This is a genomic window from Nonomuraea sp. NPDC049709, from assembly GCF_040674815.1.
Lineage (GTDB): Bacteria > Actinomycetota > Actinomycetes > Streptosporangiales > Streptosporangiaceae > Nonomuraea.
In genome coordinates this window covers 202726-216881 of the sequence record NZ_JBFANM010000004.1, presented here as the reverse complement: position 1 = coordinate 216881, position 14156 = coordinate 202726, and the positions used below count along the sequence as shown (strand labels likewise).

Annotated in this window: 14 protein-coding genes; 4 read left to right on the top strand and 10 right to left on the bottom strand. The window is 72.4% G+C overall.

Going from position 1 to position 14156, the window contains the following annotated elements; translation table 11 throughout:
* The first annotated feature begins 26 nt into the window (after nucleotides 1-26).
* Nucleotides 27-803 (top strand): NAD(P)H-binding protein, encoded by a 777-nt coding sequence (locus AB0J69_RS05975; protein WP_364113337.1) that lies wholly within the window; start codon nucleotides 27-29, stop codon nucleotides 801-803.
* On the opposite strand, the gene AB0J69_RS05970 is transcribed toward AB0J69_RS05975, so the two are convergent.
* From AB0J69_RS05970 to AB0J69_RS05935, 8 genes are all read right to left on the bottom strand, one after another.
* Nucleotides 794-1285 (bottom strand): hypothetical protein, encoded by a 492-nt coding sequence (locus AB0J69_RS05970; RefSeq protein WP_364113335.1) that lies wholly within the window; start codon nucleotides 1283-1285, stop codon nucleotides 794-796. The two genes, AB0J69_RS05975 and AB0J69_RS05970, sit on opposite strands and share 10 nt — an antisense overlap.
* Before the next feature lie 65 nt (nucleotides 1286-1350).
* Nucleotides 1351-3147 carry a Na+/H+ antiporter NhaA gene (gene nhaA / locus AB0J69_RS05965; RefSeq protein WP_364113333.1) on the bottom strand — a complete coding sequence of 599 codons (1797 nt, stop codon included), beginning with the start codon at nucleotides 3145-3147 and terminating at the stop codon, nucleotides 1351-1353.
* A 44-nt stretch (nucleotides 3148-3191) separates the two neighbouring features.
* The gene (locus AB0J69_RS05960) at nucleotides 3192-5096 is read right to left on the bottom strand and encodes a VWA domain-containing protein (protein WP_364113331.1); all 1905 of its coding nucleotides are present in this window, start codon (nucleotides 5094-5096) and stop codon (nucleotides 3192-3194) included.
* A gap of 44 nt (nucleotides 5097-5140) precedes the next feature.
* On the bottom strand, nucleotides 5141-5821 hold the full coding sequence (locus AB0J69_RS05955) for a GAP family protein (protein ID WP_364113329.1): 681 nt from the start codon (nucleotides 5819-5821) through the stop codon (nucleotides 5141-5143).
* 338 nt (nucleotides 5822-6159) lie between these two features.
* Complete coding sequence (locus AB0J69_RS05950; protein ID WP_364113327.1) at nucleotides 6160-7530, bottom strand: Dyp-type peroxidase; 1371 nt, start codon at nucleotides 7528-7530, stop codon at nucleotides 6160-6162.
* 155 nt (nucleotides 7531-7685) lie between these two features.
* A complete protein-coding gene (locus AB0J69_RS05945) occupies nucleotides 7686-8711 on the bottom strand; it encodes a lytic polysaccharide monooxygenase (protein WP_364113325.1) in 1026 nt (341 codons plus the stop codon).
* A gap of 41 nt (nucleotides 8712-8752) precedes the next feature.
* Complete coding sequence (locus tag AB0J69_RS05940) at nucleotides 8753-10087, bottom strand: HAMP domain-containing sensor histidine kinase (RefSeq protein WP_364113323.1); 1335 nt, start codon at nucleotides 10085-10087, stop codon at nucleotides 8753-8755.
* A gap of 10 nt (nucleotides 10088-10097) precedes the next feature.
* Entirely contained in the window at nucleotides 10098-10775 is a 678-nt protein-coding gene (locus tag AB0J69_RS05935) for a response regulator transcription factor (protein ID WP_364113321.1), read from the bottom strand.
* Between the two features lie 38 nt (nucleotides 10776-10813).
* Between AB0J69_RS05935 and AB0J69_RS05930 the strand changes: the two genes are divergently transcribed.
* The 3 genes from AB0J69_RS05930 to AB0J69_RS05920 are packed head-to-tail and all read left to right on the top strand — an operon-like array spanning nucleotide 10814 to nucleotide 12335.
* Nucleotides 10814-11311 (top strand): hypothetical protein, encoded by a 498-nt coding sequence (locus AB0J69_RS05930; RefSeq protein ID WP_364113319.1) that lies wholly within the window; start codon nucleotides 10814-10816, stop codon nucleotides 11309-11311.
* Nucleotides 11311-11907, top strand: coding sequence for a helix-turn-helix domain-containing protein (locus AB0J69_RS05925; RefSeq protein WP_364113317.1), 597 nt, complete (start codon nucleotides 11311-11313; stop codon nucleotides 11905-11907). The genes AB0J69_RS05930 and AB0J69_RS05925 overlap by 1 nt, the downstream gene beginning before the upstream one ends.
* A gap of 41 nt (nucleotides 11908-11948) precedes the next feature.
* Nucleotides 11949-12335, top strand: a complete 387-nt coding sequence (locus tag AB0J69_RS05920) for a hypothetical protein (protein WP_364113315.1) — start codon at nucleotides 11949-11951, stop codon at nucleotides 12333-12335.
* Here AB0J69_RS05920 and AB0J69_RS05915 read toward each other — a convergent pair.
* Nucleotides 12311-12805 (bottom strand): DUF523 domain-containing protein, encoded by a 495-nt coding sequence (locus AB0J69_RS05915; RefSeq protein ID WP_364113313.1) that lies wholly within the window; start codon nucleotides 12803-12805, stop codon nucleotides 12311-12313. The two genes, AB0J69_RS05920 and AB0J69_RS05915, sit on opposite strands and share 25 nt — an antisense overlap.
* Nucleotides 12775-14133 (bottom strand): DHA2 family efflux MFS transporter permease subunit, encoded by a 1359-nt coding sequence (locus tag AB0J69_RS05910; protein WP_364113311.1) that lies wholly within the window; start codon nucleotides 14131-14133, stop codon nucleotides 12775-12777. The genes AB0J69_RS05915 and AB0J69_RS05910 overlap by 31 nt, the downstream gene beginning before the upstream one ends.
* Nucleotides 14134-14156: the final 23 nt, after the last annotated feature.

Here is a 14156-nt window from a genome sequence, read left to right as displayed (position 1 = left end):
TCCGCCTGCTGCCCCGTCCAGGTGGCATGAGATCTGTACTCGTGACAGGCGGCAGCGGGCGGCTCGGCCGCGCGGTGCTGGAAGCGCTGGTCGAGGCGGGGTACGAGGTCCGGTCGGCCAGTCGCGGAGCGCGCGCCACGGCCGGGGGCGTGCGCTGGGTGGTGGCGGACCTGACCACCGGCCGGGGCGTGGCGGAGGCCGTGTCCGGGGTGGACGCGATCGTGCACCTGGCCTCGGCCCCGTACAAGGGCCGCTACACGCTCCGGGTCGAGCTCGGCGGGACGTCGGGGCTGCTCGCGGCGGCCCGCGAGGCCGGGGTGCGGCACCTGATCTACCTCTCGATCGTGGGTGTGGATCGGGTGCCGTGGGGATATTTCCGGACCAAGGTGCGGGCCGAGCGTCTCGTCCGCGACGGGGGCGTGCCCTGGACGATCGTGCGGGCCACGCAGTTCCACGAGTTCGTGGAGCAGGCGTTCCGGGGGATGGCCAGGCTCGGTCTCGTGGTCGCCGATCCCGGCATCCCGATGCAGCCGGTGGACGTGCGTGATCTCGCCGGGCACCTGGTGACGCTGGTGGCGCGTGGGCCGGGCGGCGAGATCGAGGAGTACGGCGGCCCCGAGACGCTGACGATGGCCGAGGCGGCGCGGAGCTGGCTGCGGGCGCGCGGGCTGCGCAGGCCCGTCCTGAACGTACGCATTCCCGGCGGTCTGGGCCGCGCGTTCCGGGCCGGGCATCTCACCACGAAGGCACGGCCCGCGGGCGACATCACCTGGGGGCGGTATCTGGGCGACGGTCAGCGCTGACCTTCGCCGAAGGGCGGCTGCGGCGGTGTCTGCCAGCCGGGAGGCTGCTGGTACGGCGGCTGCTGCGGCTGCTGGTACGGCGGTTGGGGCTGCTCCGGCGACCAGGACCCCTGCTGCTCCTGCGGCCAGGATCCCTGCTGCTGCCAGGGCGCCTGCGGTTGTCCCGGGTAGGGCTGCTGGGGCTGCGGCCGCGGGGTCCGGCGGGCGATCACGGCGAAGATCAGCAGCCCGGTGCCGGCCACCTGGATGACGAAGGAGACCAGGCTGAGTATCGCGAGGATCGGGCCGTAGCCGTCCGGGCCGGCCGTCTCCACCAGTTCGGGCACCCAGAAGATGTAGAGGGCGCTGATCCCCAGTCCCAGCAGCAGCACGACGCAGCCCACGATGCCCAGCACGGAGCCGCGGCCGTGCTCCTGCCTGCGGGCCGCCATCAGGGCGGCGCCCCCCAGCAGCACGACGGCCATCACGACCAAGGTCAGCATATTGATGATGTTGGAAATATTGGACAACAAGGAAACTCCTGCGGATAGGGGGCGATCCGACGACGCTACGCGGACTGCCGGGCTTCTTCCACCGCACGGGTGATCGAGTCGAGGTCATGACCGCCCTCGTAGCGCACGCCGTTCAGGAAGAGGGTGGGCGTGCCGCGCACGCCGCTGTCGCGGCCGGACACCTCGTCGACCGCGATCCTGGAGACGTGCCGCGGCACCGCCGACCACGGGTCGACGTCCAGCTCGGCGGCGTAGTGCTCCAGGTCGGCGTCGGTGAGGAAACGCTGGTTGTCGTAGAGGATGTCGTGCATCTCCCAGAACCGGCCCCGGTCGGAGGCGGCCTCCGACACGACGGCGGCCGAGGCCGCCCGGGGGTGCAGGGTCCGCAGCGGGAAGTGCCGGAACACCAGCCGCACGTCCGGGTTGCGCCTGAGGATCTCCTCCAGGATCGGGTGCAGCCGCCCGCAGTACGGGCACTCGAAGTCGCCGTACTCGACGATCGTCACCCGGGCGTCCGCGGGACCGCGCACGTGGTCGTCCGGCCCCACCGGCACGGCCAGGATCGTGGGCAGTTCCTCGGCGGGCTCGGCCTCGGGCGGCGCGCACACCCCGCCCCGGTCCCACGCCATCCGGAAGATCACCCAGCCCAGCACGGCGGCCAGCAGCGACCCGGCCAGGATCCCGATCTTCGCCTGGTCGTGCAGGGCCTGGTCGTCGAAGGCCAGGTCCACGATGAACAGCGCCACCGTGAACCCGATCCCCGACACCGCGGCCCCGCCCAGCAACTGCCCCCACACCAGGTTCCCGGGCAGGATCCCCCACCCGAACCGCAGCGGCAGCCAGGTGCCCAGCGAGATCCCCACGAACTTGCCCAGCAGCAGCCCCAGCGCCACGCCGATGGCGACGGGGGAGGTGGCGGCCGCGCGCAGGGTCTCGGGGTCGAGGCTCACCCCGGCGTTGGCCAGCGCGAAGACGGGCACGATCACGTAGCTGGTCCACGGGTGCAGCCGCAGTTGCAGCCGCTCGTTCACGGAGACGGCCCGCTGGACCCGCCGCGCGGCCTCCCTGGCGGCCAGCGCGCTGGGCTCGCTGGTGAACTCCTGCACGGCTTCCCCGGCGAGCAGCAGCTTCTGGTCGGTGGGGGCGTACACGAAGACGAGGATCCCCAGCGCGATGCCGACCAGCGTGGGGTGGATCCCGCTCTCCAGCGTGGCCACCCAGAGCCCGAACCCCAGCACGATGTACGCCGGCGCCCGCCAGATCTTCAGCCACCGCAGCGTCATGATGGCCGCCAGCAGCAGTGCCGCGATGAGCAGCGCGGGCACGGACAGGCTGGCGGTGTAGAACAGCGCGATGATCATGATGGCCAGGACGTCGTCCACGATGGCCAGCGTCAGCAGGAACGCCCGCAGCGGATCGGGACACCGGGCCCCCACCACGGCGAGCACGCCCAGCACGAACGCGGTGTCGGTGGCGATCGGCACACCCCAGCCGCCGGCTCCCGGCCCGCCGAAGTTGAGCAGCAGGTAGAGGCCGGCCGGCACGAGCATCCCGCCGAGCGCCGCCACGGCCGGCACCGCGATCAGCCGCCGGTCTCTGAGCTGCCCGAGCCGCACCTCGTAGGAGACCTCGAGCCCGATGAGGAAGAAGAAGACGGTCATCAGGCCGTCGTTGACCCAGTGCCGCAGGTCCAGCGTGAACAGGGCGTCCCCGAAGGAGATCCCCATCGGCGTGTGCCAGAACGCCTCGTAGGTGTGGGCCCACGGCGAGTTCGCCCACAGCAGGGCCAGCACGGTGGCGACGAGCAGCACGCTCGTGCTGCCCGCCTCGGTCCTCAGGAACGCCCGCAACATGACAGATCTCCCCCCGGAGATCTGATCCTAAGGGCGCCCTTCCGTCAGCCGCCGGAGGGGCCGCGCCCGCGCCGGACCATCCAGATCGCGAAGGCCGTGACCACGGCGAGCGCGGCCGTGGCCAGCGCGAGGAGCAGCGGGAGGACTCCGGAGGAGCCGGGGGAGCCGGTCGCGACCGCCGTGGTGGCGGGCGCGGAGGAGGGCGGGCCGGACGACGGCGGTGGCGATGCGGTGGCGGACGGGCTCGGGGTCACGATCCGCGCCTCGGGCGTGAGGGACAGGCCCTGCTGGCGGTCGGGCGGCCCGTAGCCCATGGCGTCGGCGTACGTGGGCACGCCCGCGGGCTCGCCCTGCACGTCCACGGTCAGCGTCACGGGCACCTCGACGTACGGGTTCCCCCGGTCGGTGAACAGCCGCACCCACAGCTTGTAGTAGCCGGGCAGCGTGGTGTCCTTGACGTGGTCCTGGCCCGACTCGCGGTTGCGGTAGTTCACGGGCACCGACGTGCCGGTGAACGACTGCGGCTGATCGCCGAGCGTCACCCGCCAGGCCTGGTCGCCGCCGCCGCCGAGCACTCGGGGGTTCTCCGGGCTCAGGATGGAGCTCGACAGCTGGAGCCGGGCGCCGTCCAGCGCGGCGCGGTCGGCCTCCGGCAGGGCGGGCACCTCGATCCGGTAGGCCAGGCGCTGCCCGTAGTTGAGCGGCACCCGGAAGTACGCCTCCTCGCCGGGGATCACGGTGTCGGTGTAGCGGCCGTCCGCCAGCACGGGGCCGTCACCGTACGAGCCGCTGCCCGTCACGGGCACCGGCTCGGCCTGCGCCACCTGCGGTTCGACGGTCTCCATCCCCGTGGCCGGCCCGGGGAGGGCGGCGACGTCGGTGGCGGGCGGCTCGATGACCAGATTGAGCTCCAGCGGCGCGGTGGAGCCGCGGACCTGGTCGCCCTTGTTGGTCACCTCGATCGTGAAGCGGCCCGCCGCCTCGCAGGGCCCGGAGCCCTCGGTGATCTGTCCCTGCCCGACCACGAACGCGCTGCCGCCGGTGGGCAGGTCGGTCAGGAAGTCCCGGGTGCTGCAGGGGCCGGAGCCGCTCTGCGGCCAGATGGCCAGGCTCTCGCCGATGAGCGCCCTGGCGCCCGGCGGGGCGGTGACGCCGATGCGCAGCCCGACGTAGGCGGTGGCGCCGGCGGGCAGGTCGAAGGCATAGTGCCGCTTGACGTCGGGGCCGGGCGGCATCTCGTCCAGGTACGCGCCGGGCTTCAGCACCAGGGCGGACGCCCGGTCGGCGGTGCCGTTGACCGGGATGCCCACTGGTGACTGGCCCCGGAGCGCGCGCTGGGCCAGCCGGCGCATGCGCCCCGCCAGCTCGTCGCCGTTCTGGGCGTCGGCGTAGCTGCCGCCGCCGGCCTTGGAGATCCGGACGAGCTGGTTCCGCGTGGCGTTCCCGACCCGGAAGCCGACGACGTCCACCCGTACGCCGATGCCCTGCCCGGCCAGCTTGCGCGCGGTGGCGACCGGGTCGCCGCCGCACGTCTCCTCACCGTCGGAGACGAGCAGGATCGTCTTCTGGCCGTCGGAGGTGAAGTCCTTGGCCGCCTGCTTCAGCGCGTACGCGATGGGCGTGTCGCCTTGGGGGCGCAGACCGGCCACCTCGCTCTTGAAGCGGTCGCGGTCCAGCGGGGAGGGGCGCATGTGGAGCTCGGTGTCCTGGCAACCTCCGCCGTACGAGCGCAGCCCCACCAGCGCGCCCTCCGGCGCCGCGGCCACCATGCCGTCGAGTGCCTTGCGGGCGGCGGCGATCCGGGTCGAGCCGGAGCCGTCGCTCTCCTCCATCGAGCCGGAGACGTCCAGCAGCACCACGAGCTGACCGGCGGGTTCGCGGGCCATCGCCGCGGAGGGGAGGGCCAGGGGGGACAGAACCATCAGGATGACCACGAGTAACCGGGGCATGCGCCGCATTATCGATCATCCCGCTTGCAAGCGCCTGAAAGACGCTAAAAGAAGAGGTAGACGGCCGCGTCCCGGGCCAGCAGGAACCCGACGATGGCCAGTGCCCAGCTCAGCATCGACGCCGAGTGCTTGCTGATCCAGGCCCGCAGCCGCTCCAGCTTCGGCTCCAGCCGGCCCCCGGCCGCCGCGCGCAGCCCCATGAGCGCCAGCGGCGGCAGGATCATGATCAGCACGTACGCCGCCAGCACCGGCAGCCACTGCGCCGTCGCCAGCCCGGAGGTCGTCATGATGCCGATCGCGGCCAGGTACGGCAGCATCGTCGCCACCTCCAGCACCCCGGCGGTCAGCCCCAGCAGCACCATCACCCGGGGCCCGCCCACCCGCGGCTCGAACGTGCGCTCCGGCTTGCCCAGCTTCGCCCGCCGCTTCGGGTCGAACCGGAAGCTCAGCGCGAACAGCCCCACTCCCAGGACCAGTTGCACGATGTACGCGGGCCGGCTGCGCAGCACGTCGCCGAAGGCGTCCATCGCCGTGGCCAGCCCCAGCATGAGCGCCACCCCCACCAGGAAGTAGAAGACCGCCACGGTGGCCAGGTAGATCAGCAACCTGGAGCTCCTCGACCGGTCCGAGGACAGCAGCAGGTAGATGGGGATACCGAGGGTGCCGAAGCTGGTGCTGTCGACCACCGCCAGGGCCGCGAGGGTGAGCAGCAGTGCGAGCGTCATGAGGGAATCATCCCGATTGCGGGCAGGCGCCTGCCTCCTCCGGCGGGCTGAATCAGGCGTACATCCTTCTGCTCATGCGGGGGCTCCTCGGTGGCCAGGGCCGAGCATCGGGCTCACCTTCGTCACCCAGGCGTTCCTGCCGCCGCTGCGGGCGGGCAACGGCCGGCTGATCGACATCAGCGCGGTGACGGCCCGGCAGCGGCCTGCTCCCCCGCCTGCCCGCGACGCTGAGGGAGCGGCTGGTCAGCGGCGCCCTCGGCATCTCGGGCGGGCAGGCGGGGGAGCAGGCCACATGACGGGGGTGAACCGCTGGGGGCGCGCCGCCCCCAGCGGGGCCCCTACAGGTTGCGCAGGTAGGCCAGGGACGGCGCGAAGAAGTACTCGCCGCCCCTCATCGTGACCGTCTGGGCCACCTGAGCCTGCGGGACGGACATCTCCGGCTTGCCCCACGCCTTGGGGAAGCTCACCTTGATGTCGCGATCACCCTGCCCGATGACCGGGTCGTGACCGGTTGCCGGCACCTCGAAGTCGGGGTTGTCCGCCCAGCTCTGCTGCGTGAACTCGAACTGGTCGAGCAGGCTGCCGTTGAACGCCATGAACAGCAGCCCGACCTCCCCGCTCGGCCGGTCCTCGGGCGCGGAGTCGTCCCACGGGTCGTCGGTGCGCTCGCCGTACGTCTGCCCGCGCCTGGCCATCAGCACCTCGCGCCCGAACGAGCGCGGGTTGGTCTTCCTGACGTGGCCGCTGAACGGGCACTTGGAGCCGTCGTCCGCCTCGAAGGTGAAGTCGTTGTCCACCGGCCCGCCGGTCGCCTTGGGCTTGAGCGTCAAGGGGGTGCCGTCCTTGAAGCGGCCGACGAGCATGGCGCCCGCCCGGTCGCGGTCGGTCCCGGACAGGCCCAGGCCGTCGGCCAGGTCCCGCTCGATCTCCTTGAACGCCCGTACGTTCTGCTCCAGCTTCCTGAACACCAGGTAGCTGCCGTGGTGACGGGCGGGGTTCGGTGCGAACGGGTCGGGCACCAGGACGTTGCTCAGCGGGAACGCCGGGTCCCAGTGCTTCTTCGGCTCCTTGTCCACCTCGTCCTTCAGGAACAGCGGCTGGCTGCGGCCGTCCACGTAGCCGAAGTGCTCGATGCCCTCGCCGGCCGGGTTGCGCATGCCCCGGCCGCTCTCCTCGCCGAGCAGCCGGGCGCTCTCCGGCAGGTCGCCGAGGATCTCCTCGCGCAGCGCGGCCACCGGGCCGGGCTCCGCGTCGCCGATCAGGATGACGGCGTGGATCTCCCGCTGGTAGGTGCGCTCCCACTGCTCCACCGGCGGGTCCTCGACCAGGCCGACCCGGCGCTTCATGCCGTCGCGGAAGACCGGGTCGCCGAACTTGCGCACGTCCTCGACCGTGTGGCCCAGGTCGCGGTAGCCGGCCTTGCTGATGCCGATGCCCACGTACGGCGTCCCGCGCCGGCGGCCGGCGGCGAAATCGCGTACTTCTTCCAGGTGCTTGCGTGCCGACTTCATCTTCGTGGTCGCGATGCGGCGCAGAAATGCCTTGCCCTCGGCCACATCGTTGAACCGGACGAACAGTACGGAAAGGTGTTCACGGACGTGCGCGCGCAGGATGTTCGGCTGCAGATTGTCCAGCATCGCCTTGGTGTCCGCGTCGAGCGTGGCCGAGTCCCAGGCCAGGGGTCGTTCGTTGTTCAGGTCGACAGGCATTGTCGAGTCCCTTTCCCCGTTTCCGATGAAATCGGGCCCCCTGGCGCGTCATCGGGAAATCTCCCATGAATCCCCCGTCTTGCTACGCGCCCCACCTGTACGACTCGCGATGGTATGAGAAAGTTTCCGAAAATGCGGTCGGGTGGATTTCCCGATCAGCCCACGTTGATCGCGGTCCGGGCGACGCCGCCGTTCTTGCAGCGTACGGTCACGGCGTGCGTCCCGGCCCGGGCCGCCTTCAGCGTCGGCGACCACGCGACCGTCGGGACGCCGGGCTGGTTCCGCGCCGTGGAGAAGGCGTTCGAGGTGACGTCACGCACCTGGGAGCCGCCGCAGACGGCGGTCACCTTCACCTGGCCGCCCAGCACGGCGGTGGCCGGGGACACGCCGACGCCCGCGTTGACGGCCGCCAGGGAGCCGCCGCCGTCGCCCGGAGGCCGCGTCGTGGCGGTCGCGGTGGGCTTCGGGGTGGCGGTGGAGGGGGGAGTGGGCTTCGGGGTCGCCGTCGGCGTGCCGGTGGGCGTCGGCGCGGGGGAGGGGTTGCTCTGCCCGAAGAGCACGTCCGAGCAGGAGTAGAACGCCTCGGGGCTGTCGCTGCGCTGCCAGATCGCGTAGATCAGGTGCCGGCCCTGGCGGGACGGCAGCTTCGCCGTCATCGTGTAGTAGCCGTTGGCCACGGTGGGGTTCTGCACGGTGTGGAACGGCCTGGCCTCCAGGTCCGACCACTTCAGCGGCTTGGCCGGGTCGTAGCCGTCCTTGGTGAGGTACAGCTCGAAGGCGCCCTTGTGCGGCGCGGTCGCCCGGTACTTGAAGGCGTGGGAGGCGCCGCTCGTCATGGTCGTCGCCGGCCAGTCGGCCCGCGCCTGGTCGAAGCCGCGGTACTTGTCGCGGCCCGCGCTGCACAGCTTGCCGTCCGGGATGATCTCGCGGTGCCGGCCCGCCGCGTCGGCGATGTTGACCTCGTTCCAGTCGTACAGGGGCTGGGTGCCGCCGGTCGCCACCGCCTGCTTGCACGCGGCCGACTTCGGGCTCTCCGGGCCCTCGCTGTAGCAGACCATCGTGCGGCTGGGCGGGTTGCTCATGGTGCCGTGCGCGGAGGCCGTGCCGGGGGTGAGCGCCAGCACGAGCAGCGTGGGGGTGGCCAGGGTGGTGGCGACGAGCGCCTTGCGGTTGATCTGCATGCAGACCACCTTGGAGCACCGCAACAGCCGAAATATCGGGCTTAAGCGTCCTTTAAGGCTGTCTTAGATGCCTTTTCAAGGCGCAACCAGACCTGCACCTGAGCCCCGCCCAGCGACGACCGGTCGAGCCGCAGCACCCCACCGGTCGACTCGGCCAGCCGCCGCGTGATGTCCAGCCCGAGCCCCGTGGACCCGCTCCCGCTGGCCCCCCGCTCCAGCGCCGCCTCCGGGTCCCGGATGCCCGGCCCGGCGTCGGCGACCAGGATGCCGACCGTATCGCGGCCCTCGTGCAGCGTGACGCTGAACGCGGTCCCCTCCGCCGTGTGCCGGAACACGTTCCCGAGCAGCGCGTCCACCACCGCCGTCAGCTCCCCGGCCGGTACGGGCGCCCGCACCGGCAGCGTGGCCCCGACCAGCTGCCACGGCCGCCCCTGGTCCTCGGCCAGCGCCGACCAGAACGCCAGCCGCTCGCGCAGCACCTCGGCGGCGTCGCACGAGGCCCCGAACGACCCGCCGAACGACCCGCCGTACGACTGGGCCGCCCGCGACGGCCGCCGGGCCGCGGAGATGATCGTGGTGACCTCGCCCTCCAGCCTGCCCAGCGCCTGCCTGCTCGGCTCCGCCTCGGGTCCGAGCTGGTCCAGGCTGAGCTTGAGCGCGGTGAGCGGCGTGCGCAGCCGGTGGGAGAGGTCGGCGGCCAGCTCCCGCTCGGCTGCCAGGAGGTGGGTGACCCGGTTGGCCATGGAGTTGAACGCGGTCGCCGCCGCCTTGAGCTCGCGCGGCCCGTCGGGGTGGATGCGCTCGCTCAGGTCGCCGGATCCGAGCGCGGTGGCGGCCGTGCCGAGCCGGCGCGCGGCGCGTACGACGCGGGCCCCGAGGCGGTCGCCCACCAGCACGGAGCCGAGCACGAGCACCACGGCCACCCCGGTCAGCACCGCCCACGAGGTGAGGACGCCCCGGTTGAGCTCGTCGGCGGGGACGAACACCTCGATCACCGCGCTCCGGTCACCGTCCAGCGCCACGGGCCGCAGCAGCACGTATCCGCCGTCCAGCTCGACCGTGCTCGCCCTGGTCTGCGCGGCGGCGCCGGCCACCTCGGCGGCGGGCGCCCGCGAGGTGCCCACCGTCGCCCCGCCCTTGACGTGGATGGCCAGCCGCCCGTGCCGGCCCGCCTCCGTACGCGCCATCGCGTGCCCGAGGTCGTCGCCCCCGGTGGTCAGCGCGAGCACCGGCACCAGTGCCGAGGCCTGCCGCTCGGCGTCCGCCACGGCCCTGGTCTGCGCGGTCTCCCTGACGATCAGCGCGAGCGGCACCAGGAAGGCCAGCGCCACCATCGAGGTGACGGCGACCATCAGCACCGCCAGGGTCCTCCTCATCGCGCCCGGCTCATCGGGGCGCCGACAGCATGAACCCGACGCCGCGCACGGTGTGCAGGTAGCGGGGCCGGGAAGCGCTCTCGCCGAGCTTGCGCCGCAGCCACGACAGGTGCACGTCGATCGTCTGGTCGTCGCCGTAGGCCTGCCGCCAGACCTCGGACAGCAACTCCTTGCGGGTGACGACCCGGTCGGCGCGGGCGGCGAGGTAGGCCAGCAGGTCGAACTCCCGCCTGGTCAGCACGAGCGGCCCGCCGTCGAGCGCGGCCTCGCGCCGGTCCACGTCCACGACCAGGCCGCCGACCCGCAGCGTGCGGGGCTCGGGCGCGGACCTGGCCCGGCGCAGCACGGCGTCCAGCCGGGCGCTGAGATGGTCGCCGGAGAACGGCTTGACCAGATAGTCGTCGGCGCCCGCGCGCAGCAGCCGGACGATCTCGGCCTCGTCGTCGCGGGCGGTGGCCACGATGACCGGCACGTCCGAGATGCCGCGGACCATGCGCAGCGCCTCGGAGCCGTCCAGGTCGGGCAGGCCGAGGTCCAGGATGACGGCGTCCGGAGGGGCCTGCGAGATCTCCCTGAGCGCGTCCAGGGCGCAGCCGACACTGCGGACGGCGTGCTGCCGCCGGCCCAGCTCGTGAATGATCGCCGATCTGACGAATTCGTCGTCTTCGACTACGAGAACCGTCGCCATGCGCCCCAACCGTACCGGGGGCGTACATAATTCCTCTCATGCGTCGAGCCATGAAATATGCGGCGATCTGGTGCGGGGCCACCGTGGTCGCCGTGTCGGTCTCGTGGTTCGGCGTGCGCGGAGTGCTGCGTAACGAGTTCGTGGACGACGTGAACGTGGAACCGTTTCTCGCGCAGACCGTCGCGGCGGACGTCAATTCGCGGGTGCCGGTCACGCCGGCGCCCCGCCGTACCGTGAAGACCACAAAAAAGCCGATAAATCCGAAAACGACCCCGAAGCCGACACCAAGTCCGCCCCCCACCCCGAGCTCGACGTCGGGAAAGCAGCTCAAGGTGGTGACGGTGAAGGGCGGCGAGGTGGCGTTCACGCTCGGCCCGGAGGGCTGCCGCCTGGTCTCGGCCACCCCGGTCGGCGGCTACACCGCCAAGGTCGCCCGCGCCGACGGCTGGATCCGGGTGGACCTGGTCAAGGGCGAGCACGGGACGGGCGTGTTCTGCATCAGTCACGAGCAGCGCACCGACACCTGGGAGTACTGATGAGGAGCCGGCGCTGGAGCCGTTCCAGCGGCACCCGCGACACCCTGCTGCGCGCGGCCCGCGACGTCTTCCTGGCCAAGGGGTACGCCGAGGCCACCGTCGCCGACATCGTGGAGGCGTCCGGGATCAGCGTGGGCAGCCTGTACCACCACTTCGGCGGCAAGCCCGGCCTGTTCCTGGCGCTGTGGGAGCAGTTCATGCACGGCCAGGAGGAGCGCACCTCGAAGGCGGCCAAGGCGGTCGAGGGCACCGCCGAGCGGTTCCTGGCCGGCGCCCGCGCGTACCTGGAAGGGTCGTGGGAGCAGCGCGAGGTGGCCCGGCTGTTCCTGGAGAGCGACGGGCCCATCGAGTTCACCACCCTGCGCAGGCAGCGCGGCTGGAACTGGATCGGCGGCAACAAGCGCCTGCTGGGCCTGGCGGACACGCGGGAGAGCCAGGTTCTCGTGGTGCTGCTCACCACCATGATGGGCGAGGCGGGCCGCGAGGTGGCCGCGTGCGAGTCGGACCAGGACGCCCAGGTGACGATCGACGAGACGATCCGCCTGGTGAGACGGCTGCTGCCTACGCCGGACGGCGTAGCGGAGGGATCTCCCTAGGGACGATTCGACAGCCCGCGCGGAGTGGCAGCGTGGAGGGCATGGACGCACTCCGCAGGGCACTGGGCGGGCTCTTGGCGCTCTACGCCCTGGTCTTCCTCTCGTTCGCGCTGCTGCACGCCGGGATCGCGTTCGGCCCGGTGCGCGAACCCGTCATCGTGCCGGCCGCCGTCGTCGAGACGCTGTGCGCCGTGGCCACCGCCGCCGGGGCGTACGGCGCGCTCGCCGGGCGGGCGTGGGCGTGGGACGGCGTGATCTACGCGCACGCGGCCGCGCTGGGCGGCGTGTTGATGGGGATCCTGGCCCTGGCCTTCGGCGACAGCGGGGGCGCGGCGAGCGCGTTGCTCAACTGGTATCACAGCACGATGGCCGTCGTGCTGGCCGCCGGGCTGATCGGCGCCTTCTACGTCTCCAGGGTGCGCAGATAGCCGGCCGCCTCGGGCAGCCGCTCCTCGCTGAACACGCGGATCCCGTGCTGCTCCAGCAGGGCCGTCGTGACGCCCTGCCCCGGGGCTCGCCGCCCCTGGAAGCTGCCGTCGTAGATCGACAGGGCGCCGCACGAGGGGCTGCCCTCCTTCAGCACCGCCATCCGGATCCCCTGGGAGCGCGCGACCTCGAGCGCGGCCCGCGCGCCCGCCAGGAACTCGGCCGTCACGTCGGAGCCGTCCGTCGCCAGCACGCGGGCGGTGCCGGACAGGACGGCCGCCCCGCCCGCGCCGCCCTCGATCTCGGCGGCGGGACGGGGGATCGGCAGCCCGCCCTCCACCTCCGGGCAGAACGGCACCAGCCGCCCCTCCTCCCGCCACCCGGCGAGCCAGGCGTCGGAGCTGGTCTTCGCGCCGCCGTCGTAGCGCACCTTGCGGCCCATCAGGCAGGCGCTGACGAGGATCTTCTGCACGTCTTCGATCCTATGAGCGCGATGGGCACCAGCGAGACGACCGCCAGCGCGACCACGACCCAGAACGCGTACGTGAACGGCCGCGCAACCCCGGCCCTGGTGAACACCTCCAGCAGCACGGCCAGGACCGCGACGCCGAACGGCGAGGCGAGGCGCACCGCGATCGTGCTCAGCGTGGTGGCCCCCGGGATCTCGGCCCGCTCCAGCGTCCTGAACGCCGCCGCCATCACCGACGTCGACACCAGCCCGTGCCCGAGCCCGAGCACGAACATCGGGATCGGACCCCCGCCGAGCAGCACGAACGCCACGATCCCGGCCACCGCCACGACCACGCCGGCCGCTCCGGTGCCGCGTGGTCCCTTGCTGTCGGTGAGCTTGCCCGCGAGGGGCATCGTGATCGCCGCGCCGATCCCCATCGGCGCCAGCAGCAACCCGGCGTCCAGCGCGTCGCCGCCCTCGGCGAGCTGGCTGTAGAGCGGGACGAGCACGGTGAAGCCGAACATCGCGGCCGAGTAGCACACGAGCGCCGCCACCGCCGCGGCGAACGTGCGGTCGCCGAACAGCCGCAGGTCCAGCAGCGTCCCGGGGCCCCGCAGGGCCCGCACCGCGAACGCGGCCAGCAGCGCCAGGCCCAGCCACAGCGCCGGATGCAGGAGCGAGGCCCCGTTGCCCACCTCGGAGAGCCCGTAGACCAGCGCGGCCAGGCCGGGGGAGAGCAGGGCCAGGCCGAGCACGTCGAGGCCCTGGGCGCCGGCGCCCGTCGCGGGGGGCAGCAGCACGAACGCCGCCACCAGCGCCACGGCGCAGATCGGCACGTTGATCAGGAACAGCCACCGCCAGCCGAGGGTCTCCACGACCACCCCGCCGAGCGGCGGCCCGAGCACGGGCGCCAGCATCGCGGGCATCGAGATCAGGGCCATCGCGCGGCCCATCCGCTCCTTGCCCGCCGCCTGGGCCAGCATCATCTGGCCGACCGGCAGGAGCAGCCCGCCACCCAGCCCCTGGACGGCGCGGAAGACGACCAGGCTCGCGACCGACCAGGCGGCGGCGCTGAGCGCGGAGCCCGCGATGAACAGCACGAGCGAGACGAGCCAGACGTTCCGGCCGCCGAACCTGCCCGCCGCCCAGCCGGTGACGGGAACCGTCATCGACAGGGCCAGCAGGTAGCCGGTGACGGCCCACTGCATGGTGGCGAGCGTCGTGTGGAAGTCGCGGGCCAGGGTGCCGAGCGCGACGTTGACGATCGTGGTGTCGAGCATCGTCATGACGACGCCCAGGAGGACGACCAGGCCCGTGGCCCCGAGGGGAGTTCGTACGCCGTATCGCATATCGTACAGCGTAACACTTTCGT

Bases quoted from the DNA above. Each gene is read 5' to 3' on its own strand.
- AB0J69_RS05975 (WP_364113337.1), top strand. From the start codon at position 27: ATGAGATCTGTACTCGTGACAGGCGGCAGCGGGCGGCTCGGCCGCGCG.
- AB0J69_RS05970 (WP_364113335.1), bottom strand. From the start codon at position 1,285: ATGCTGACCTTGGTCGTGATGGCCGTCGTGCTGCTGGGGGGCGCCGCC.
- nhaA (WP_364113333.1), bottom strand. From the start codon at position 3,147: ATGTTGCGGGCGTTCCTGAGGACCGAGGCGGGCAGCACGAGCGTGCTG.
- AB0J69_RS05960 (WP_364113331.1), bottom strand. From the start codon at position 5,096: ATGCCCCGGTTACTCGTGGTCATCCTGATGGTTCTGTCCCCCCTGGCC.
- AB0J69_RS05955 (WP_364113329.1), bottom strand. From the start codon at position 5,821: ATGACGCTCGCACTGCTGCTCACCCTCGCGGCCCTGGCGGTGGTCGAC.
- AB0J69_RS05950 (WP_364113327.1), bottom strand. From the start codon at position 7,530: ATGCCTGTCGACCTGAACAACGAACGACCCCTGGCCTGGGACTCGGCC.
- AB0J69_RS05945 (WP_364113325.1), bottom strand. From the start codon at position 8,711: ATGCAGATCAACCGCAAGGCGCTCGTCGCCACCACCCTGGCCACCCCC.
- AB0J69_RS05940 (WP_364113323.1), bottom strand. From the start codon at position 10,087: ATGAGGAGGACCCTGGCGGTGCTGATGGTCGCCGTCACCTCGATGGTG.
- AB0J69_RS05935 (WP_364113321.1), bottom strand. From the start codon at position 10,775: ATGGCGACGGTTCTCGTAGTCGAAGACGACGAATTCGTCAGATCGGCG.
- AB0J69_RS05930 (WP_364113319.1), top strand. From the start codon at position 10,814: ATGCGTCGAGCCATGAAATATGCGGCGATCTGGTGCGGGGCCACCGTG.
- AB0J69_RS05925 (WP_364113317.1), top strand. From the start codon at position 11,311: ATGAGGAGCCGGCGCTGGAGCCGTTCCAGCGGCACCCGCGACACCCTG.
- AB0J69_RS05920 (WP_364113315.1), top strand. From the start codon at position 11,949: ATGGACGCACTCCGCAGGGCACTGGGCGGGCTCTTGGCGCTCTACGCC.
- AB0J69_RS05910 (WP_364113311.1), bottom strand. From the start codon at position 14,133: ATGCGATACGGCGTACGAACTCCCCTCGGGGCCACGGGCCTGGTCGTC.